This window comes from Dysgonomonas sp. HDW5A (assembly GCF_011299555.1).
Classification (GTDB): Bacteria; Bacteroidota; Bacteroidia; order Bacteroidales; family Dysgonomonadaceae; genus Dysgonomonas_A.
In genome coordinates, this window is record NZ_CP049857.1 from 647,400 (window position 1) to 669,003 (window position 21,604).

20 protein-coding genes are annotated in these 21,604 nt (G+C 36.3%); 13 read left to right on the forward strand and 7 right to left on the reverse strand.

The genetic code is table 11. The annotated features are described in order from the left end of the window. The first annotated feature begins 7 nt into the window (after nucleotides 1–7). From G7050_RS02590 to G7050_RS02640, 11 genes are all read left to right on the forward strand, one after another. On the forward strand, nucleotides 8–235 hold the full coding sequence (locus tag G7050_RS02590; RefSeq protein ID WP_166110781.1) for a hypothetical protein: 228 nt from the start codon (nucleotides 8–10) through the stop codon (nucleotides 233–235). Continuing rightward, nucleotides 236–598, forward strand: coding sequence for a hypothetical protein (locus G7050_RS02595; RefSeq protein ID WP_166110784.1), 363 nt, complete (start codon nucleotides 236–238; stop codon nucleotides 596–598). It abuts the gene before it with no gap. A 1-nt stretch (nucleotide 599) separates the two neighbouring features. After that, nucleotides 600–791, forward strand: coding sequence for a hypothetical protein (locus tag G7050_RS02600; RefSeq protein ID WP_166110787.1), 192 nt, complete (start codon nucleotides 600–602; stop codon nucleotides 789–791). 20 nt (nucleotides 792–811) lie between these two features. Continuing rightward, a complete protein-coding gene (locus G7050_RS02605; protein WP_166110790.1) occupies nucleotides 812–2,452 on the forward strand; it encodes an N-6 DNA methylase in 1,641 nt (546 codons plus the stop codon). Further along, entirely contained in the window at nucleotides 2,452–2,901 is a 450-nt protein-coding gene (locus tag G7050_RS02610; RefSeq protein WP_166110793.1) for a hypothetical protein, read from the forward strand. The genes G7050_RS02605 and G7050_RS02610 overlap by 1 nt, the downstream gene beginning before the upstream one ends. A gap of 4 nt (nucleotides 2,902–2,905) precedes the next feature. Further along, nucleotides 2,906–3,661 carry an HNH endonuclease gene (locus tag G7050_RS02615; RefSeq protein WP_166110796.1) on the forward strand — a complete coding sequence of 252 codons (756 nt, stop codon included), beginning with the start codon at nucleotides 2,906–2,908 and terminating at the stop codon, nucleotides 3,659–3,661. Next, a complete protein-coding gene (locus tag G7050_RS02620) occupies nucleotides 3,624–3,950 on the forward strand; it encodes a hypothetical protein (RefSeq protein ID WP_166110799.1) in 327 nt (108 codons plus the stop codon). Before G7050_RS02615 ends, G7050_RS02620 begins: the two co-directional genes overlap by 38 nt. Nucleotides 3,951–4,428: 478 nt before the next feature. Further along, nucleotides 4,429–5,247: a hypothetical protein gene (locus G7050_RS02625; RefSeq protein ID WP_166110802.1), complete on the forward strand. Its 819-nt coding sequence runs from the start codon at nucleotides 4,429–4,431 to the stop codon at nucleotides 5,245–5,247. Nucleotides 5,248–5,259: 12 nt separating this feature from the next. Further along, entirely contained in the window at nucleotides 5,260–6,054 is a 795-nt protein-coding gene (locus G7050_RS02630; protein ID WP_166110805.1) for a hypothetical protein, read from the forward strand. A gap of 28 nt (nucleotides 6,055–6,082) precedes the next feature. After that, nucleotides 6,083–6,904, forward strand: a complete 822-nt coding sequence (locus tag G7050_RS02635; RefSeq protein ID WP_166110808.1) for a hypothetical protein — start codon at nucleotides 6,083–6,085, stop codon at nucleotides 6,902–6,904. A gap of 54 nt (nucleotides 6,905–6,958) precedes the next feature. Then, the gene (locus tag G7050_RS02640; protein WP_166110811.1) at nucleotides 6,959–7,435 is read left to right on the forward strand and encodes a VRR-NUC domain-containing protein; all 477 of its coding nucleotides are present in this window, start codon (nucleotides 6,959–6,961) and stop codon (nucleotides 7,433–7,435) included. A gap of 75 nt (nucleotides 7,436–7,510) precedes the next feature. Here G7050_RS02640 and G7050_RS02645 read toward each other — a convergent pair whose 3' ends face one another. Genes G7050_RS02645 through G7050_RS02665 form a run of 5 tightly spaced genes read right to left on the reverse strand, consistent with a single transcriptional unit; the run spans nucleotide 7,511 to nucleotide 12,197 of the window. Continuing rightward, the gene (locus tag G7050_RS02645; RefSeq protein ID WP_166110814.1) at nucleotides 7,511–8,062 is read right to left on the reverse strand and encodes a hypothetical protein; all 552 of its coding nucleotides are present in this window, start codon (nucleotides 8,060–8,062) and stop codon (nucleotides 7,511–7,513) included. Further along, nucleotides 8,059–8,601, reverse strand: coding sequence for a glycoside hydrolase family 19 protein (locus tag G7050_RS02650; protein ID WP_166110817.1), 543 nt, complete (start codon nucleotides 8,599–8,601; stop codon nucleotides 8,059–8,061). Before G7050_RS02650 ends, G7050_RS02645 begins: the two co-directional genes overlap by 4 nt. Further along, nucleotides 8,591–9,235, reverse strand: a complete 645-nt coding sequence (locus tag G7050_RS02655) for a phage holin family protein (RefSeq protein ID WP_166110820.1) — start codon at nucleotides 9,233–9,235, stop codon at nucleotides 8,591–8,593. Before G7050_RS02655 ends, G7050_RS02650 begins: the two co-directional genes overlap by 11 nt. A 32-nt stretch (nucleotides 9,236–9,267) precedes the next feature. Further along, nucleotides 9,268–11,709: a hypothetical protein gene (locus G7050_RS02660; RefSeq protein ID WP_166110823.1), complete on the reverse strand. Its 2,442-nt coding sequence runs from the start codon at nucleotides 11,707–11,709 to the stop codon at nucleotides 9,268–9,270. Next, the gene (locus G7050_RS02665) at nucleotides 11,709–12,197 is read right to left on the reverse strand and encodes a hypothetical protein (RefSeq protein WP_166110826.1); all 489 of its coding nucleotides are present in this window, start codon (nucleotides 12,195–12,197) and stop codon (nucleotides 11,709–11,711) included. The genes G7050_RS02660 and G7050_RS02665 overlap by 1 nt, the downstream gene beginning before the upstream one ends. 149 nt (nucleotides 12,198–12,346) lie before the next feature. On the opposite strand from G7050_RS02665, the gene G7050_RS02670 reads away from it, so the two are divergent. Together G7050_RS02670 and G7050_RS02675 are read left to right on the forward strand one after the other, a co-directional pair. Continuing rightward, the gene (locus tag G7050_RS02670; protein ID WP_166110828.1) at nucleotides 12,347–13,444 is read left to right on the forward strand and encodes a type I restriction endonuclease; all 1,098 of its coding nucleotides are present in this window, start codon (nucleotides 12,347–12,349) and stop codon (nucleotides 13,442–13,444) included. A gap of 8 nt (nucleotides 13,445–13,452) precedes the next feature. Then, the gene (locus tag G7050_RS02675; RefSeq protein WP_166110831.1) at nucleotides 13,453–13,845 is read left to right on the forward strand and encodes a hypothetical protein; all 393 of its coding nucleotides are present in this window, start codon (nucleotides 13,453–13,455) and stop codon (nucleotides 13,843–13,845) included. Between the two features lie 13 nt (nucleotides 13,846–13,858). Here G7050_RS02675 and G7050_RS02680 read toward each other — a convergent pair whose 3' ends face one another. Both G7050_RS02680 and G7050_RS02685 read right to left on the reverse strand, forming a co-directional pair. After that, a complete protein-coding gene (locus G7050_RS02680) occupies nucleotides 13,859–16,096 on the reverse strand; it encodes a phage tail protein (protein ID WP_166110834.1) in 2,238 nt (745 codons plus the stop codon). Then, nucleotides 16,093–21,540: a tape measure protein gene (locus G7050_RS02685; RefSeq protein ID WP_166110837.1), complete on the reverse strand. Its 5,448-nt coding sequence runs from the start codon at nucleotides 21,538–21,540 to the stop codon at nucleotides 16,093–16,095. The genes G7050_RS02680 and G7050_RS02685 overlap by 4 nt, the downstream gene beginning before the upstream one ends. Between the last annotated feature and the right edge of the window lie 64 nt (nucleotides 21,541–21,604).

A 21,604-nucleotide genomic window follows, 5' to 3' on the forward strand; every position in this document is an offset into this window, starting at 1 on the left:
TACAGAGATGAAAACAAATTTTGAAAATCATTTAGAGGCTTTAGATACTGCGATTCTTGTTGATCGTAAACGCGGAGAGTGCTATCAGTTAAGCTATCATTTCAAAGATTACTTTTTCGCCTCTTTGACCCAATCAACGTCAAATCAACCTGTGAAAGAGAGTTATATCACTTTGCGAAAAATACAATCAGGTTTGGCTTGCAGGAGATATAGAATTTTGGAAGTAAAAAACTAAATGGATAACTGGCTATTGACATTTACTGAGTTTTCCGAAAAAGTGAAAGCTATCAGGTATCCACAGTATTATGAGGATTATTATAGACTCGGAAAAAAGCACTTAACAGGCTATCACTACTATTTGTATATAGATGAAAATTTAAACGTAATAAATCCATATACAAAAAAAGATCAAAACAAGAAATCTATTGCTCATTTTATTAGCACTTGTTCGAGAGAGGATGTTTTATTACAAGCATATAATTTCATTCTTAACTATGCTTATGACAATGGATTATTTGATGAAAATGTGTGTGATATAGAAATAATTGAGAGACAAATTAATTATATGAAAAATATAAAAACAACAAACAATAAATAAGATGTGCACCATCGAATCAACAAGAAGAGCAATTCAATATCATAATAAACATGTTGCTTACGAAGCTGAAAACGCTTGGTGGTATCACTTCTTCCAAGCAGCCGGTTCTAATAACTACGATGTAGAATATGCGAACAGTTTACGCATAGACAAAGTATCACCCGAAGAAGCAGCAGAAAAAGCAAAGATTTAAACTATTAAGGCTCTATGACAATGGATAAACAAGACGTTCTGAAACAATGCTACATTGAAGATAATATAATAAAACTACCCTCTATGCAACTTGATAGAGATCTGTATCTGGAGGTAAAAACCGCCCTCGAATTAATTGGGGGCAAATGGAAGAGTGGCAAAACACAGGGCTTTGTTTTCAAAGAAGATCCTACCGAATATTTAGAGAAACTTTGCAACGGTGAACAAATAAACCTCAAGAAAGAATTTCAGTTTTTCGCAACTCCTCCAGCTATTGCTGAACGTCTTGTCGACTTAGCAGATATCAAACCAGAACATGTAATACTAGAGCCATCTGCAGGACAAGGAGCTATAATAAATGCCATTCACAAAGTATGTCCTGATGCAGTTGTAGATTGCTTCGAGCTTATGGACCTTAACCGTTCCTTTCTTGAAAAGCTGGATAATATAAATATTCTGGGTAATGATTTTCTTGCTGAGAAGAAAGATAAATTATACGATCTGATTATTGCCAATCCTCCTTTTTCAAAGAATCAGGACATAGAACATGTTGCAGAAATGTACAAATGCCTTAAAGATAATGGACGCCTTATTTCTATAATGTCAAACCATTGGAGGTTCGCTTCTGGAAAAAAAGAAGCTGCATTTAAAGAATTCATCGAAGAAGAAGGAGCCCGCGTCTATGATTTAGAACCAGGGGATTTTAAGGAGAGTGGAACGAATATACAGGCTTGCATTATAGTTCTTGATCGGAATAATCCGGAAGAAGTAAAACGTTTATTATCCATCCTCGAAAAAGGAGAAAAAAAGATAAAAGAGAAAGCAAGCAGAGATAAAGATCATATTCCACCATCTGAATCAAAGAAAGCTGAACAGGAGTTTGCAAATATGTTTAATGACTTCATGTATCGATTCAGTAACTCAGAGGTATTTATTGATTTTCTTGATTACTGCTTACTTGTCTTTAGATGGTGGGAACCAAACCGGGATTTCTCCTATTGGGAAAATAAATACAAAGACTCATTTCCTAAACTCCAGATCATGTTTGAAAAGCTCAGTATTGCTTCTGAGGATGGAGGAGAGGGCATGTATGACGCCTTGGGTGATCTCTTCATGGAATTAGTCAGTCACGGACGAAACGGTCAGTTCTTTACACCCGATAATGTTTGCGATATGATGGCTCAAATTACATATAACAAAGTTGAAAACGGACAGAACATACTTGACCCTGCATGTGGTAGCTCCAGAATGCTGTTAGCGACAGCTAAAATGAACAGACATATAAACCTCTTTGGCTGCGATAATGATATTACTTGCTGCAAGATGTCGGTTGTTAATCTTCTTCTAAATTCGCTCACAGGTGAAATCGCCCACATGGATTCTTTAAGAATGGAGTACCACAAATCATGGTTCTGTTATACTAAGAATGTAATGGGTATTAATCTTCCAATGTATGAGCTTATTGAAGATAAAGAGACCTCCCCTTTATGGAAGATACATATAAACACCTTTGAAGCCAACAGCGAGAGCAGAGAGGCCGCCAAAGATGAAAAAGAAGTAGTAATTGAAGAACAGCAACCAGGACCAGAGGAAACGATTGTCATTCAATCACGTAAAAAGAAAAAAGATACAGCTCAATTAACCCTTAATTTTTTTGAATAATGGAAGATCAAAAGTTATTACCAATGATAATGGAGCCTTATTACTATTTATTAACTGCGAAAAGGTATGACCATCCACCAAGGGCAAAAGATGGCAGACGCAAGGTTGTATTGATTCGTGATATTATCCACCCACATACAGGAGAACTCTTAGGAGGATATAATAAAGGTACTATTGGCGTTGTAATACCTCTTGATGATAACTCTTTACAACGACAATTCATTGAACACAATAAATGGATAGCAGGTAATTCTCTATTATTCAACAACGATACCCAGCGACTAGATAAAACTTATGACTTCTTTCGATATGGAACTCACTACAAGACAAAAAAGTATGAATTGAGCCATTGGCATACATATATAAGTCGATTTGATTTTGAGTATATCGATGAGAAAGAAGAAGAAAAGGAGAATACAGAAATAATACAATTGTCATTTGATTTTTAGAATTATGAAAAAGTATAATTGGACTGAAGAAAAAATAGAGCTCCTAAAAACTCTATACCCAAATGAAAATAGCCAAAAGATAGCAGATCAATTTGGTTTCTCCATATATGCTATTTACAGAATGGCTTGTTCCTTGGGTTTAAAAAAGTCTGGAGAATTTCTTTTATCAGATAAATCAGGGAGATTGATCAAGGGAAAGACCAGACAGGAGGGTGTTCACTATCAATTTCCTAAAGGCCATGTTCCCATGAATAAAGGTAAAAAGCAAAAAGAGTTCATGACTCAGGAGGCTATTGATAAGACCAAAGCAACCAGATTTAAAAAAGGTCAATTACCTCATAATACTAAACCTATAGGCTATGAGCGTATAGATAAAGATGGCTATTTATACTATAAAGTGGAGGGCAAAAGAAAGCTTGTCTTAAAGCATCGCCATGTATGGGAGCAGCATAATGGATCAATACCCAAAGGGTATAATATTCAATTTAAAGATGGCAATAAGCATAATTGTGATATTGAAAATCTTTATATGATATCCCGAGCCAATCAAATGGCAAAAGAGAATTCAGCCTCGAAGAATCTCCCCGACAATGCAGTAGCTGTTTATCTGGCAGGGAAGCGTGGATCTGATAAAGTATTTGTTGAACAGCTCAAGCAGTACCCTGAACTTATACAATTAAAACGAAATCAAATATTATTAAACCGTAAAATAAAAGAACAAAATGGAAGCAATCGACAGACTAAAACAAATGATCGGTAATGTGTACCGATATGAAGGTGGTATTGTAACCGTGTGTGATGTAAAAATAGTAGAGCCTTTTGGCATCTTAAAAGCTGATACCGGTGATATTAAAATATCACTCGACAATATCGACGGGGAATTAAGCTTCTTGTCTCTCAAGAAAGATAACGAGATGGTACGTAGTCCTACCGTTATGCAAATGGTATATCAGAGTGGGGCAATGTATGCACAATTACACGAAACTCTGTTAGATAACATTAAAATGGTACAAGAAAATAGCGGATATATCAACAATGTTTTAAATTAATTTTTTATCTTTGCAAAAGATAGTTTTTTCAAGACTAAAAATGACTACAGCATTAACAAACATATCGCCAAATAACAATCTAAACATTAACAATTTAGGCTTGTTTATTTGCGTCGAAATATTAGAGAGAGAGAGAGAGAGAGAGAGAGAGAGAGAGAGAGAGAGAGAGTAAATTACTTATTAATAAAAATATTTCAGGCGGAATTTTCCGTCTTTTTTCATTATTGCGTTCAAACGACGCAGGATGCTTCCTTCAGCAATATTTCCGCAATAAATATTACATTCATAGTTGTTTCCGTAGACGTTTTTGTGCAACCGGTTTGTCTTTGTTGTTGTTTAAAATCGGCACAGATAGTACGTTTACCTATGGCTCAACTATATTTAGCAATAGTGTGTAGTGATTACACGCTGTTGCTCTTTTATTTTAAACCAACTAACTAACCTCATTAGAGTGTTAAATTAAATTACAATCAAAAAAATGAAAAAGTTTCTGTTATTAACTATTTTGAACCTATTAAGTATTTCTCTGATTGAGGCACAGGTGGGAATTAATACAGTAAGCCCATTAGGGGTTTTTCATATAGACCCACTGAAAGATACTAATGCCTCAGGAAGTAGCGGTAGTAATGATGACATCATCATTACTAATGATGGAAAAATGGGAGTCGGAACATTAAATCCGAAAAGTAACCTCGATATCAATGGAAAGATAAGAATATCTGATGGCACAGAGCAGAATGGATATACTTTTGTCTCTGATGCCAATGGCATAGGATCGTGGCAACCATTGCTATCTCCTCTATCAGTGGCAATGGATGGCATTGATTCAACCTCAAATAATATTTTTTTGATACCTAATAATAATTCTTTAAATGGACCAGAGAAGTGGTTTTATACAAAATCTTATATTGATGTAAATCCAGGAAAGCAATTAATTGCATCTACATTATATACTGCTCTAGGTGGTGATTTGCAGAGTTTGCCTAATTCTTTTTTTTACAGTGCTACTTATAGCTTATCCACATCATCATCTGCTTTTCTTTCTCCTGAATATATTCTCAATACAGGAGGAGGACGCTTTATTACCCTATCAAATAATTACCCAAATATATCGGGATGTAATTCAGGATTTTGGGCTGTGAATAATTCAACATCAGCTCCTATTAGATTATTTATATGGGTAAAGGTATATTTCTCTACAAGCGTAAATGCTCCAAATGCCTTTTTCACAAAATTAGCATCTAACTATTGGTTTGAAAATGTTATATGCATAAGTCCTATTGACGAAGATTTTTAAATTAAAAACATAATGATTAAAAAGAAAATTTACTTATTGGTCTGGTTCAGTACTTCCTTTTTGACTGTACATGCACAAATAGGAGTTAATACAGATTATCCTAAAGGTCTTTTACATATCGATGCTAAAAGTGATAATGGAACGGTTGAAGCTCCCATGACAATATCAGATGATATTGTCTTTGATCGTAATGGAAATATGGGAGTTGGAAACATCATCCCCATTTCCAAAGTCGATATAAAAGGTACATTAAGAATAAATGATGGTAGTCAGCGAGTTAATTACGGACTAAAATCAGATTCAATCGGAGTTGCTAGTTGGCAACCTATATCAATAGCTGCACGGATAGATATAGCAAATCTAGGAACGGGAATAATTTCACGTAGAATAAATAGCTTCCCTAGCAGTCAAGATACATATTATCCCACTCGCGGTTATATCACCGTATTACCTGGTAAATCAATTATCAGAGCATCCTTTGGTAACCGATTAAGTGAACCTTTGAATAATAACGCGTTATTGCAAATAAGATATACATTGTCTAAGAACTCTCGTATTTTTATAAAAGCCGATTTTCTAAATTATGCAAAAATGGGGTATATAACATTAACAGGTTTATTTCCACAGACATTGATGACTGGATCGGGTTATTGGCTTGTGGAGAACAAAACGGGAGCCGATCAAAAGTTATATCTTTTTTATAGTGTTGTATATTCAAATATAGTAAGTAGTACAGTTAATCTATTGGATATAGGGTCGCCAAATATACCTGAAACGATGATAGCTATAAGTCTAATAACAGGATAATATGAGTATAAAAATAAATAAAAAACAAATGAGAGTATATTTAGTTACCATTATATTACTTGCTTCAATTAATGCATCCTCTCAGGTGGGAATTAATACAGTAAATCCCAGAGGTCTTTTACATATCGATGCTAAAGCAAATACCCCAGATAGTGGAATTGTTAACCCTAATTTAACAACAGATGATGTGTTATTTTCTGAATCAGGAGTTATAGGATTGGGTACACTGAGTCCATTTGAGGGTGTTCGTGTTGATATTCGGGGAAAAGTGAGGATTGACGATGGCACAGCAAATCCGCTGAATCATGCCTTTGTATCGGATAGCAATGGTATTGGACATTGGTCTCTAGTAGCTAACAAAGTAAAAATAGCCACGACTATGGGTACAGGTATTGCACGTCTAGATGTAAATACAGCCAATCAAAATATCTACAAACCTACTGGAGGTTATATTGATATACCACAAGGGCTTGTCCTAATTCAGGCTTCTTTATATAATCAAATTGGAGACTTTGAAACCCCCAATGGATATATAATATTGAAGTATGCATGGCACGAGCAACCTAACGAGTTTAGTGCATTTTCAATACCTCCTTTAACAAAATTTCATTACCGAAATAGCGGAGGATGGGGAGTTGTAACAACAGTAGGTGCTTATCCTAATTTTATAATGATAGGTTCGGGTTATTGGGCCATTAATAATACATCGGGAGGAGTACTTCGTTTGTATCTCTTTGCAGCATTGAATTCTTATAATATTACTGATACAGATGGAGTCTGGTTAAATAGTGTAGGTGCACAGGCATGGCCAGAAAATATGATTTCAACATCTTCCATTGAAGATATTTGATTAATAGAATTAATTAGCAAAGTTTATTATGCCATTTTATATTTTAAATGTAAAATGGCTACTCTTCAAACTTGTATTGAATGTAAAAAGCAAACTGTTTCCGTAATCTCGACTCAAGAAGGACCTCTCTGTTATCAATGTTTTTCAGAAAAGAAAAACCCATCCACCAAGGGTAAAAAGCATGACAAGCCCGAAGAACGGATGCAGATCGAGTTCTTTAATCAAGTACCTATATTCTTTCCAAAATTACCAAACAAGCTTCTTCTTGCTGTTCCTAACGGTGGATCCAGAAATATTATTGAAGCAAAAAATCTCAAAGCACAAGGGGTAAAGTCTGGTGTTAGTGATGTGCTTCTTCTTATACCAAAGAAAGGTTATTCATGTCTTTGCATTGAGTTTAAAACTCCAACAGGTAAACAATCTGATGAACAGATTGCTTTTCAATATCAAGCAGAGGAATACGGTAATAAGTATGTAGTTGTCCGATCCGTTAAAGAAGCTATCGATACATTGAAGTGGTATCTGGAATAATGATTATCAATATTGGCCAAAATAAAAACGCCTGATTCATAAGATTCAGGCGTTTTGCTATAAGTAAAACATATACTAGAATTTATACTTTAAACCAAAGTCAACACCTTTTTTATTAAAGTCGGTAACATATCTTAATTCAAAACCAAGATTGTGATAAAAGAAACCGCCACCAACACTAACATAGTTGAGAGTATTATATGAAGCTGAAACAAACGGCTGCCAAGTTTTTACTTTGTATATTGTTGTTTGCTTCTGTATAGGAGTAAATGAATATCCGAAATTAAAAGGTTTATTATACTGCACGGAAAAATCAATATCAAGCTTTCCGTTATTATTATCGAAAAGAGTTTGTTTGTAATCTCTTTTCGTTATCCAGTCCTCAATTATTGCTGCAGTATCAACTATTTCAGTATTTTCTTTGTATTTATAGATTGGATCGCTAGGTTTAGTGACTTTGAAGGGCGTAAGAATCGGGAACCAATCTCTTACCGTTTCACCTTTTATATACTTAATGTCAGTTTTGGTATCGATAGTGGATCGACCGATAAAGAAGCAAACAAGTCCTCCTATAATAAAGCCAATGATTAGGTACTTAATATAAAATCTTAATTGTGTTGTTTTCATTTTAATACCTCCTTTGCTCTTTGCCAAATCTTATATCTATCATCATAACCGTTAAGTCCTCCATTAATAGCTTTGGTAAGCTTCTTGAAGTCATCTTCTTTGAGAGTTGCAAAACGATTGAGTTTGTTAACGTCCCAATACCAGAAAGCAGATAATACAGCGTATTGAGGCTCCTTTAATAGTTCCGGACTTTCTACAAAATCTGTACCCATCGGAACATTTGTTACCCACTTATCAAATGCTGTATAATTAGCTCGTCCTGTCACTTGTATGAGTCCACGTCCTTTATATTTCTTACCATCTCCTTTTTCAGTATTACCTAAATCTTTACGGCCTTCATATGCCGAACCGTTCGCTAGTTCTTCTGCATATAGTAATTGCCCTGATTCATGTCCAATTTGAGCAAGAAAGGCACATATTCTTTCAAAGGTGTTAACTTCGTAATAGATGAAAAAGTTATTCAAATACGGTAAGTACTTCAAGCGGTTGCTTTCTGTAGAATTAGGATATATTTTTTTTAGATCGTCATTAGTTATCATCTTGTTTTTCCTCCTTTTTTTTATCAGATATTTCTATACCTGTTTTGTTTTTAAATATGCTTGTAACGGATGATATGGTATTATCTAAGAAATCAAATATCTTAAGGTCATGTCCTAATCTGATCAGGTTTTCATCAATAGATTTTAATTCCCATCTGAGAACAAAAAACATTAGAAATAGTCTGATCGTTTTAAGCAAAAGCATGAAGACTGATGTTATATCAAAATCAATTAGGTTTTCTATTACTCCTATATTCAAGCTTCCTGTTTCTATTATCATCAGGTTCACAAGATGAAACCCCATAATGTAGGTTACGTATTTAATCACCCACCTTAAGCCTTTCTTTGATTCGGGATTAAATCTCTGATTGGGATTTTCTTCAATCCATTCTTTTTTTGATGCTCTGATCCCGGTCCAATAATCAGCAATCATAACGATAAATACTGTAGACGCAAACAGAACACTGACTCCGGCAATATTGACCGTAAAGTGATGTATCTGATCTGTGATATATACTATACTGGACCATACGAGACTCCAGATGCCGCACTGCTGCACTTTTGTGGTTGATGTATCGAACATCTTAGGAAGGAAAGTGAATTGCTCGAAAGCTGCTTTTATATATTCTTTCATATTAATTCGTGTAATGTTTCCATTTTTTTATTTTACCATCTTAATTTAAAATCAGTAGCATCAGCCTCAAAGTCATTAACTCCCAATTCCCAAATGTATAAAGCAGGTTCGTCTGCTGTACCTATTTTGTCTAATACGTGAGTCTTAATGTTCCACGCTGTAAGGCTTTCATTTAGAAAACTGTTTTCTATTAATCGATTGTCAGTTGTACTTCTGCGAAGTGTACCACCTGTAGAAGCATACACTTTAGGCACTCCACCTAAAGCCGTAATAGCTCTTTCTATGAATTTTGCCCAACCGACAGTTGTCGAATTGAAAGAATAGCCTGCACTGATCGAGTCACCGATGTTTGCTACTATTTTACCCGTCCAAAAAGTACCGAATAGAGGACGTAAAGCTTCTGTTACTCTATAGGTAAGTGCATTAGCTAAATCCTGTGAACCGTCCGTTATTCCGGGATGCAACCCATCAGAGGTAAACTTTTTCAAGTTGTTATAATCGACACCGGCAATGATATTAGCATCATTGAAAGTTAATCCCATTATATCAGCCAAATTGATAAACGGAATGTTTCTGTTTCTGCACATGGCTTCTTGTGTGGCTATCAGGCGACGGTTATGACCGTTACCTTGACCACCGTCATAAGTGAAGTGCGAAATAAATACATGTCTTGCTCGTGGTTTTGCTGCGAAAACACGATCCAATGATTGATTAAATGAACCAACAAAAGTGTTATTGTTTCGCATATTGATATTGTAGTCACCACTTGGTGTACCTCCACCATCATCTATTATATTCGCTGATGATATGAACACGTTAGGTAAATAAACCCCGTTATCATAAGGCTCTGAATCTGTCAGATCGGATGAAGCAATATTTACGGCTAGATCGCCGCTTGTATCTTCCGGGTAAGCTTCGTGAATAAACCATGTATTTGTAGGTGCATTCGTTCCCGAAAACCAACAATTGACTCTTATATAATGACAATTTGGAGGTGTGATGAATGAACCTGATGCCCAACCATAGGCTTCTACAGGGTCTATAATTGCAGTAGAATCATTAGTACTGTAATAGTTGATTTGCCTTGAAACTAAAGGTGATGGTGCTAATCTGAGTGGTAAATTATAAGCATAGCGTGTATTCGGCTTAACGGGTATAAAATTCATAATATACCCTGATCCGGCAAAGGGTACGGCTGCATGTTCTATTACTCCACTGGTAACTATCCAGTAATCGCCTATCTTCTGTAATTCAGCGTATGGAGGTAATATATTTTTTCTGATAGGTGTTCCACTATCTGATGAAATACCGTGTATATTGCTTAGTGCTGCTGTGATTGTCGATGCAAAATCTAAGGACGCTAAAGTGTTGCCTGAACTATCAGTAAGAGAGCCACCGCCCCCACCGCTACTGCCTACTACTTTTAATGTGACAGTCGTTCTGGAGTCGAATGCTGCTTCCGGATAAATACGTTGACCGCCTTCAGCCTGAACATATATTTGATATTTATCGGTTAGCTTCACATTCATACCTAACCAAAGATTAGTGTCATTGGTTTTAAATCGGATTGTACTATTGTAGGAAGCCCATATAAATTCCTGCATGAGTGCGGGGGCTGTAGTTCCAGAAAACAAAGCTGCACTGGGAGGCATATTACCTGTTCCGGTGGTTATAGTGGTTGGAGTACCTGTATTTCTCCATTCGGCTTTTAAAACCGTACCTCTATCATTTACGCTAACGGGTAAATTTGTCAACTTAGCTAAGGCATTAGCTAATCCTCCTATTTCATACCACGTATTTGGGTCTAACCTGATTGTTGTAAAAGCGAATCCGCTTGTATCGCCGGGTGTTGTTGTGGGTTGTGGCATCATAGATGCAGCAGATATTGGTTCGTTAAACCAATTGTTTGTATACAATTGACCTCCTTTGATATTAGCTCTCAATTGAGTCGTTAGATCGCCTGTACCTGCAACGCCGTTTTTAAAATAGGTAACGGGTGAATTGTCTGCTAGTTTTTTATCGGCTTTGAGTGCTAGATCTGCAAGGGTAACTTCTCCTACTATTTTCCAATTGCTTTCGGTTGCCCAACCGCTAACGTCTGTACCTTTGAATTGTTCTACTATCGAACCGGATGCAATACGATATACTATAATTTGATCTAAGCCTCTAAGATTGGCAGGAACTGCGTTGCGAGCTGCTGTTTTGTCTGCATACGTTACGCCTGCAATTTGTGTGAGATTGTAAATAACTTTTGTATTTGGCACTGATTGTGCTGTTTGTCCTGTGTCTACTCCACTAATCCACCAATTTCCATTAGCACCTATAGTGGGACTATCTCCTTTATTGCCTTTTAGCTGAAGCATAGTTGCCCTAACACTTTTGCCTGTTACATCTACTCCTATAACGGTTAAGCCCTCTATCGTAGGAGCGACGGGCAATTTCGATACATCTATTAAGTCGAATTCTTGTGCCATTATGTTATGATTATTTTATTTGTATCAGTACTGAAAACTTTACCACTTTCTGTTTTAAATGCTCTATAAAAGATTATTTTGTCTTGTTCTGAGGGATTAGGCTCATTAAATCTGACCGAGAGTTTACCCTTCTGTCCATAATAGCCAAGATCCTGAAAGTTTGTTGTTGTGAAATTGTAAACCTTCTTGATTTTGATCACTTTCATTTGCACCCATCCTCTATTTAATTCTGCGACAAAAGCATCGTATTTTTCAAGGAAATCATCTTCTGAATCTGCCAGAAAGCAAAAAACTAGCTGTACATCACGTTCGTCTAATCTGGGATTATCGACAATCACTCTTTTGCCGTGTTCTGATCTGTTTTTATTACTAATAAACTCTTTATTATTAGCCGGCAGAAGTAATGCACGCTCACTTCCTTCTTCGAGAAAAACGCTCCAAGTTTCCCACGCATCTTTATCGTTTATATATAGTTGTCTTGGAATCATGCAATAATACTTTTTACAATAAAATATAAGAGAGAGAAGATTATATCTGGAGACAAAAGCAATCAGAGAGAATAAAAGGAGAAAAAAGTTAGATTATAGTTTGATAGTATTTATATCTTTGTCATATAAATAAATAATTATGTAATACTATGGACTTTAAAGACGCGATTAAACTGCTATCAGAGAGAGTTGATAAAGTAAAAGATAATTTACACACAGAGGAAGCAACAAAGAATGCATTAATAATGCCATTCCTACAAGCAATGGGCTATGATGTTTTTAATCCCCTTGAAGTAATGCCTGAATTTACCTGTGATATTGGTATTAAGAAAGGAGAAAAAATAGATTACGCTATCTTTAAAGATGATCAACCTATAATTTTAGTTGAATGTAAGCATTGGAAACAAGAGCTAACCCTACATGACAATCAACTGCTTCGTTATTTCCATGTATCAAATGCTAAATTTGGCCTATTGACTAATGGTATTATTTATAGATTTTATACAGATCTTGAAGTACCAAACAGGATGGATGAAAAACCATTTCTTGAGATAAATTTACTTGATTTAAGAAGCAGCCAACTCGAAGAATTAAAAAAATTCCATAAAGCATATTTTGATGTAGAAAATATATTAAGTTCAGCAAACGAACTTAAATACACTAGTGAACTAAAGGTTGTATTGAATAAAGAGTTTACAAATCCAAGTCCTGAATTTGTAAAACTTATATCAAAACAAGTTTATGATGGAACAATGACTGCTAAACTTTTAGAGCAGTTCACTACTCTTGTACGTAAATCTATATCCGGATTAATTAGTGATACAATTTCAGATCGATTAAAAACAGCTCTAAAAACTGAAACTTCGCAAGATCAGAATATTGAAGAAACAGCTAAACAAGCACCCCCATCTCTCCCCGTCAACGTGGTATATATGTCTGAGGATGGAAAGATTGTAACAACACAAGATGAAATAGATGGCTATAACATTGTGAAAGCGATATTATATGATACTGTAGACATTAAGCGTGTTGTTGATAGAGACACTAATTCTTATTTTGGAATATTATTTGACGATAATAATAGGAAACCAATTTGCAGATTATACTTCAACTCTGAAAATGTGAGATATATTGCAACTTTCGACAAGGATAAATTGGAGACTAAAAATAAAATCGAATCATTAAGTGATATTTACAAGTATTCTAATGAAATTCGTAATGTTGTCAAATCTTATTTAGAACAATAATTATAATCATGAAAAAATTACTCTCACTACTATTTATTTTGCCGTTATTTATGGCATGTTCAAGCGATGACGATCCTAAAACTTCTGGGCAAGATTATACGAGTTTTGTGGCTTTCCACAATGAAGATTTAACAGCATCTAATTGTGTCGCAGGATACAAAAAAGATGGCAAATATTATAAACTAGGGAATTTAGGCGATTTAACAAAGGGGAAGTATTCTCCAGAAATAAAAGTTAACGATAATTCGATAACTGAGATATACATTTTTACAGATTATAACGGCGGCATTAGGTTTAACACTGCTTTCAAACTGAAAACAAAAGAGAAGAATGTAATAGAAATCAAAGGAAGCGGTACAGGATTCACAGATAAAACTGATCCAACACAATACCCTCAATAAAAAAGAAGAGAGCTTAGATGCTCTCTTCTGGTGTAATATCTAATTTACCATTGTTAAGCCACAATTGACTTGGCTTTAGCCCCCAATCGCTCTTTGGTAGTTTTCTCAAAATTACTTCTAAAATATCATTATCAGATGGTATACTCGCTTGAAATCCTCTAATCAGTTTATTTGACTCATCAAACTCCGAAACAGACATTCCTGCATAAGACACCTGAGTAAATCTATTCTCATGGCTAGACTCTAAACCCGAAGCCAATAATCGCGTATTATTATTGTTGTAATCGAGAGATAGAATAGAGCCAGATTCGCCAAAAGACCATTTTGATAAAACAGAATTATCAGAACCAACCAATTTTAGAGACCTATCTACCGGATCAATAACTATCCTATATCCATTTTTATTACTTTCGAATTTACCTCTTAAGTATACTTCATTAGCTATTAACTTTCCTAAGTGGGTAACAACAAATTGAGCGATATCTTCAATTAGTGTAGGATCATTTGCGGCATTGATAGCCTGGTCTAAAGTACCACCTGACCAAATTGCAACATCATTCTCACCTCGATTGATACCATTGATACCGGCATTCTCTTTCCATACAGCCCCCTGCATGTGACCGAGACGAATAAGAGTAGTAAGTATCAAGCCTCCTTCAATGACAGTGCTATTCTCTAAAGCTTCCCTCAGATAGTTTAAGGCCCTAACATTACGTAAAGCTCCGTTTGCCACTCTCATGGCCTCAACATGTTGCAGATCCGCTATCTCCCTGTTAGTTTCAATCGACTTATCAATAGTTCTTAATCGTGAGTAACGAGGCTTATCACCGATGGTATATGTATCATCGTAAGTCTCTAAACTCTTTTGGTAGCCAAACACCCTAGATGATCTTGAGCCCTCTCTCAAAATATCACTTACAAGCTTCACTTTCTGGCCCAATGACATGCTAAGCTCATTGTGATATGCCCATACAGGATTTACCGGACATTCATAAGTTGCATTATCTTCTAATACGCTTTGATGCCACTGGGTAGCTTCTTCCAAGAGTTGCTGTTCAGCTTCACCGACATATTGATTCCCGACTAATGATATATCGAAATTAAACAACACATAATTATCTCCTAAGCGTGGTTTTAATAGATCATTCGGGATAGTAAGGTTTGGTATATCTTGATTATTGATGATCTCGAATTCCTGAGTACTATCATGATATTTCAGTTCAAAAGTACGCCCCGATAACCAACTATTATCACCAAAAGTAACTGATAATGTAAGTCCCGGAAGTATATAATCAGAATTGAAATTCAGAGCTGAATCTTTGAAGTAAAACACTAACCAAGGATTGCCATTTGCATCTTTCTGAGTATCATCAATCCTGAGTTCTGTAATCTCGCCTGTACGCTGTGGAAAGATATGATCGAATTTCTTAACGCCATGTATTATTTCATTAGGCTTCATATTGGGAAAAGCATCTATGAAATCACCATTCGAAACTGGTAATCTAAGACGCCTCTGTACTATGGCATCAACAAGCGAACCGCTTTCAGTTGCCCTGTAATTAGTAGGGATATTTCGCGTAGATCCGAAGGCAAATAATCTGGTACAATAATCAGCACTATTGTTATTCGATCTTTTAATATCAGTCAGTGCTGCATCCCTCTCAAGCTCTATTTCTTCTCCATGTTCATAATATCCAAGATTAAGGGTTTTATTCTCATAATCGAGCCACCACTCAGCACCGAATTTCTCTGCTATCTCTGTCAGTCCGTCAAATGTATTTTGTGAATCAAAGCTTATCAGAATAGGCGTCATGGTAGGACAAACTCCCATTTTCCATTTATCCGATTCTTCTGTTAAGCCGAAATAGTCATTAATGCAAATTAGAGCTATCTGGAGGAATTGCTGAGGTGTGCCTGTTAATTCCCATTGCGCCTCATGCAGATCTTGCATGGTATAGAATAATACAAAATCTTGAAAGAACATTTCGATTGCCTCAAACTTCAAAGTATAGATATACTCGAATATGCTTTTTTCTTCCGGCAATGATTCTTCTCGGATTGTATAACGTTTATTTTGATAATTGATATACGATCCACGAGCGAACTCAAAATAACGCGTGTAATTGAGTTTAAGTTGAACATAGTGCTCATTCATCAGCTCACGCTTATAAAGTCCACCAGCAAAGCCTAATGTTGCTATTTTATTATCAGAGATGCTAAATACATCAATATCTTTTCCTGTTGTTATCATAATTGGCTTAAGCTATTTTCGATTCTACCTAGTTTCTCATTCATTGTGTACAGCTCTTTGGTGTTTTTATTTATATCTTGTATGTTGTACATCATGTCAAGTACAATATTGCGTATCTCTTGGAAGTTAGAGGCAAAAGCTTTCAGTGTATTATTAGAATCTGTATTTATATTAAGTAGAGTTAATATATATCCTTCAACATTAATCATACTCATCTGAATAGCCGTGAATCTACCCTCCAGAGCTTTACCTGTATCTTGGCTCATGGTTTCATAACCACCTTTTGAGGCAGATTGAGAAGAGGAAGAGTCAGATCCGGTCCAATCCAATAAATCTTTAAGCGCATCCCGCTCCTTTAAGGCATCTTCTACTATTTTATTATATTCAGCTTGGAGGTCTGCGTATTCTTTAGCATTGATACCATCTTCTTCATTTGCTTTTGCAAAATTATCATACCATGATTGTAGCTTTTCACGGTATTTGTCTGCCACTAAGCTTGAGAGTATTGCTTTTTGCAAATAGTTAGCGAAATTATCGGCAAAGTCTTTAGATGAACTATCCATATCCATGAGTGTATCAATGAAATCATCGAATACACTGTCAAATGAAACTTGAGTAAGCTGTTCTTTTATCGATTTATTGATATCCTCTATCTTCTCTGCTCCGTCTATTATATTATTAAGATATTCTTTAGTCTCATCGCTTAGCTTGGCCCAGAATGTAGGAGCATCTTCTTTTAGTTTCTGTAATTGTTCAGATGTGAGATCAAATAGACCTGTCATTCTTCCTCCCGAAACAGATCCGTATAATGACTCAGAGATATCATTATTATTTGCCCATTGCTGTAATTGTTCCCAACCTTCAGAATTCATTCTTTCTCTTTGCCTTACGCCTTTAGAGTGAGAACCTGCGCTGGCTCCTGAGTTTAAATATTCTTTTCCTAGTAATCGATAGGACTCAATACTCTTGTTGACTAAATCTTCTGCTTCTTTACCTACTCTTTTAGCCTCTTCTCCGTATGCCATCGATAGATATTCTTTCTTTTTATCTATCAGTTGATCCCACACTTCGTTCAGGCTGTCATACTGCTCTTTCATAGCATTGAATTTCGAGTAGTCAGCACCAAAGAGTCCATCCAGTGCATCTACGACTTTAGATATACCGGAAACAACAGCCATAGTTCCGCCTATTACATCCCCTGACATTATTTGACCTACTCCTTGTGCTGTTTGCCCTAAACCGCCTATTGCATCTGCAATACCTGAAATCTTATTTCCCAGATCATCATTTCCCACGATATTGCCTAAGTCTTGACCGAATTGAGAAACAGCAGGAGAGAACTGAGATACAGCACTGCCGATACCTGAAATTCCTTGACTTAAGCTTCCTCCGTTTATTAGATTTATTGCATCTTTTACTTGTATTTCAAATAGCTTAAATGCACTTTTCCCTCCAAGCTCTCCTTTTAGCTGCTTAATAGCATTTCGTAATGACTCGACCTCCTGTGTGGATTGAGATAGGTTATTGAGCGTGTTCTCGGTAATACCTAAACCAAGAATATCATTCTTAGATACATTTTTACCTCCTATTGTAGCATTACCTTGTTCATCTTTTACAGCTTCTAAATATTGTAACAATAAGTCAGCTTTCTCAATGATAGCCTGCATCTCATTGACACTCTTTCTGGATGCATCTGCAAATAATTGCCCCATAAGGGTAGCACTATTTCTTATAGAATTATCAAGCTCATCGAGTTGATTTTGTTTTTGTTTTTCAAGCGTTGCAGCATCTCCTTTGGTTAAGGCTTGATCTATTTCTTTATCATATTTCTCGATGATGGCTTTACGCTTTTCTTGATAGGTCCCAAACTGAATCAAATGCTCATTCCAAGCCTTCTTTTCGGCTTCCATCTGCACGAATGCCTGGTTATTTCTTTTGTTATTTATGATTGTATCATAAGAAGAAGTGTCAACGGAAATAGAGGAAGAGTCAAACTTCTTTTTTAAGTACTTACTATTCTGTTTTGCTTTCAAGTCCTCAGCTGCATCAAACTTCTCTCTTTCAGCTTGAATATAAGCTTGTATATAATCCTCTTTGGATCTTTCCAAAGATTGGATTTCTAAATAACTGTCAAGTTCTCGCTGATAGCGTATCTTTTCTGCTCCTTCGGATAGATTACTTATATAGGACTGGGTAAGTTGATTCTCCAGATCTTCCTGTTTGCGTCTATTCTCAAGAGTTTGTTTTGTCTTAATGTCGGCTATTTTCTCTTCCTGATCGGCAATACTTTGAGCTTTTTTTGCTGCTTTTTCAGCAGCCGTTTCGGCTTTATTGTTAGCAGTTTCAGCGGCTTTTGCAGCTTTATCAGGATCTTCATAAACCTTAAGATCTTTTTTAGCTTTTTTTGCCGTTTCGCCTAGTTCTTTATAATTATCCTCTAGTTTTTTTAATTTATTAAATTCTTCCGGGTTTGTATTTACTAATGATGTGAGTATGCTTTCACCTGCTCTCAATTTCTTTAATTTATCGGGGCTTAGGCTTTCTTCCAGTTCTTTAAAATCTTTCACCTGCTTTTCGAGTGTTGATTTATTGACAACGGGAATAATTGCCGATCCTAACTGTCCTGTTAATTTTTTCTTTTCTTCATTAAGTAACCGCATTTTAGTTAGCAACTCATTCAACACAGGATCAGCACTAGCAAAAGCATTTTTTATGGCAAAAGGATTTTTGTTCCAATTATCTAACAATTCATTGATACTATTGAATTTCTTTTCAACATCAGAAATGGGAGATATTGTCCCGTCAATATTTCTTTTATATTCCCCTGTTTTTAATATACTCTCAAGTATTGAAGCTTCCTGCTCTTTGAGTACTTGTAGTTGGTCCTGTAATAATTTATTACGTTCGGCTTCTGGCTTTGCTTGTAATTCGGCTTCTTTTAGATTATCTTGTCTTTGCTTCTTCTCTTTTTCAAGTCCGGATATAGTTCTATTTAGAATATCTAGAATGTTATTACTGGATCTTGTATACTTATCCCAGAATGACATATCTAAAGCATCTCCGATCTGAGATCTTATGGAAGATGCTAAACTAGCATTGCCTGATCTTTGAGCCGCCATCAACTTATCATAAAGAGCATTTAGCTCAATAAGTTTAGCCTCTTGATTAGTAAAGTCAAATTCATTTATAGCAGCATTTAGCAACTTCTGCTGCTCAGTGGCCCCCAAAGCTTTGAATGTTTGGATATCCATATTTTTCAACAAGTTTGGATATAACCCCTGCAATTGCTTATATGCTGATATTTGATCAAATATCGTCTTAGTCTCAGAGTTAACAGTACCAACTAATTCACTTGTTTTTCCTGATAATTCATCTTTTTTCTTCGAAGCTTGCTCCATTACTTTATTCAGAGACTCTTGAGCTAGCTCTTGAACGGACGTTGCTGTTGCAAGTTTGTATATTCCATATCCTAGAGCCACAGCGGCAGCTGCTGCCAACACATACGGGTTCGGTGCAATAACGGCCCAAAGATTTTTAGCGACAGTTATTAATCTCATCTTAGCGGCCGCAAGCATATTTGTTGATGCCGTGTTGGCGTTTGCAACTACTGTATTGATTTGTGTAGAAGCCGTATCGGCATCTGTTGCAATTTTTTTTATAAGAATTTTGCCTCTGACCGTTTGTTTAATAAGCCCATTATGAGTAACTGCTGCTGAATTTTCTTGTTCGGATAGAGTATTTACTTTATTAGTGAGACTCTCAATTTGTTTCGTTGTTACAGATTGAGTACCCGCTGCAATTTCGGCTTTCTTGGCTACTACATTTCCTTGTGCAGCCAAAGCCTCTGCTTTGGCTGATACGAGTTTCTGATCGATAGTTACTATTTCAGCTCTTTTGGTTGCAATTGATTTAACGGCAGCGGCCTCTTCCCTTTGTGCGGCATTTACCTTGGCATTTAAAGCTGCTACTTCGGCTTTTAGTACTGCTAGTTTCTCTCCTTTAATACCTAGCTCCTGAGCATCCAGAACAGCTTGTTTTGCTTGTATTTGCTGCTGGGTTAATAAGAGTGTATTCTTTTTTGCAATTTCAGCCTGAGCAATAGTATCAGATATCGATTGTTGAAGTTGAATTTTCTGACTATTTAATAAAATAGCGTTTCTTCGAGTTAAGGCTGCCGACTCTTGGGCTGTTGCTAATGATTTTTGTTGTTTAGCTGCAACATCAGCTTGTGCAGTTGCAATTGCATTTGATAATTCTTCTTTTGCTGCTACTGTTTTGGCACGAGCAATCTCCAAGGTTTCTTTTGCTTCGGCACGTTTGGCGTATAAAGCTTTTAAGTTGGCTTGTTCTTCTGCTAATTTTGATTGTATAGACTCTCTTCTTGATTCGATCTCAGCTCTTAGAGCGATCAATTGTTGAGCTTTTCCTTCGGTCAATTTACCACTAGCAACAGCAGCTTTCAAATCGGCATTCGCTTCCTGCTCTTTGAGAGGAAGTAGTTTCGTTAATTCAGCAATTTCAGCCTCATAGCGCATTACTGTCACAGTCTTATCTATGGATGTATTGAATACCATAGCGGCCTTGTAGAGCCCATATGTAGCTATGAGAGCAGTTAAGGCTTCGCCAACTGTCTTGTAATTCTCAACCAATACAGTAGCAACCTTATATCCTCCGGCAATCAATCCTTCTTGCGACTTTCCTATTTCGTTGAAAGCATCCTGTAAACCACCATCCAATTGAGCCTGTAGTCCTTTTATACCTTCAGCCTGCTTCTGTGTCATACCGTAGAACTTACCGCCCTCAGCTGTAGCGGAAGCAAAAGCATCAGCAACCATTTCAGATGAAATGGAACCGTTCTCCATTTCTTTTTTGAGATTACCTATCGACTTGCCTGTTTTCTCCGATATTGTCATCAGAGGATTAAACCCAGCATTGATCATTTGAAGCAAATCCTGCCCCATTAGTTTACCTGTAGCAGACATCTGAGCGAAAGCAAGAGAAAGAGATTTGAAACGTTCTTCGTTTCCCATTGATATATCTCCAATCTGCTTAATAGTAGGAATTACCTTTTCTGCTGATATACCAAATCCAAGTAGGGTTTGAGCCGAGCTCGCAACTCCATTCATTGAAAGAGGGCTATCTACAGCAAACTGCTTCATCTCGGACATAAATCCAGATACACCTTTTCCTCCTAGAAGTACCTCAAATGAGGATTCGAGCATTTGAATTTCTCCGCGAACGTTTATGGTCTCCGATCCGAATGCTTTCAATCCGGCGATACCAAATCCAATGCCTGTAAGTCTGGAGATCTTATCACCCATTGCACTGATATGATTTCCAAACTGATCGATTCTACCTTCTGCTTGATTGAGTCCACTATATAATCCAGAATTGTCAACACCAGTGGCCATGTAGAGTGCGCCTTCCCGATTCATTATTCCCATATATCCTGTTTCTCTTAAAATATAAAGTCCGCACTATCTTCTCAGACAATGCGGACTTTGACAA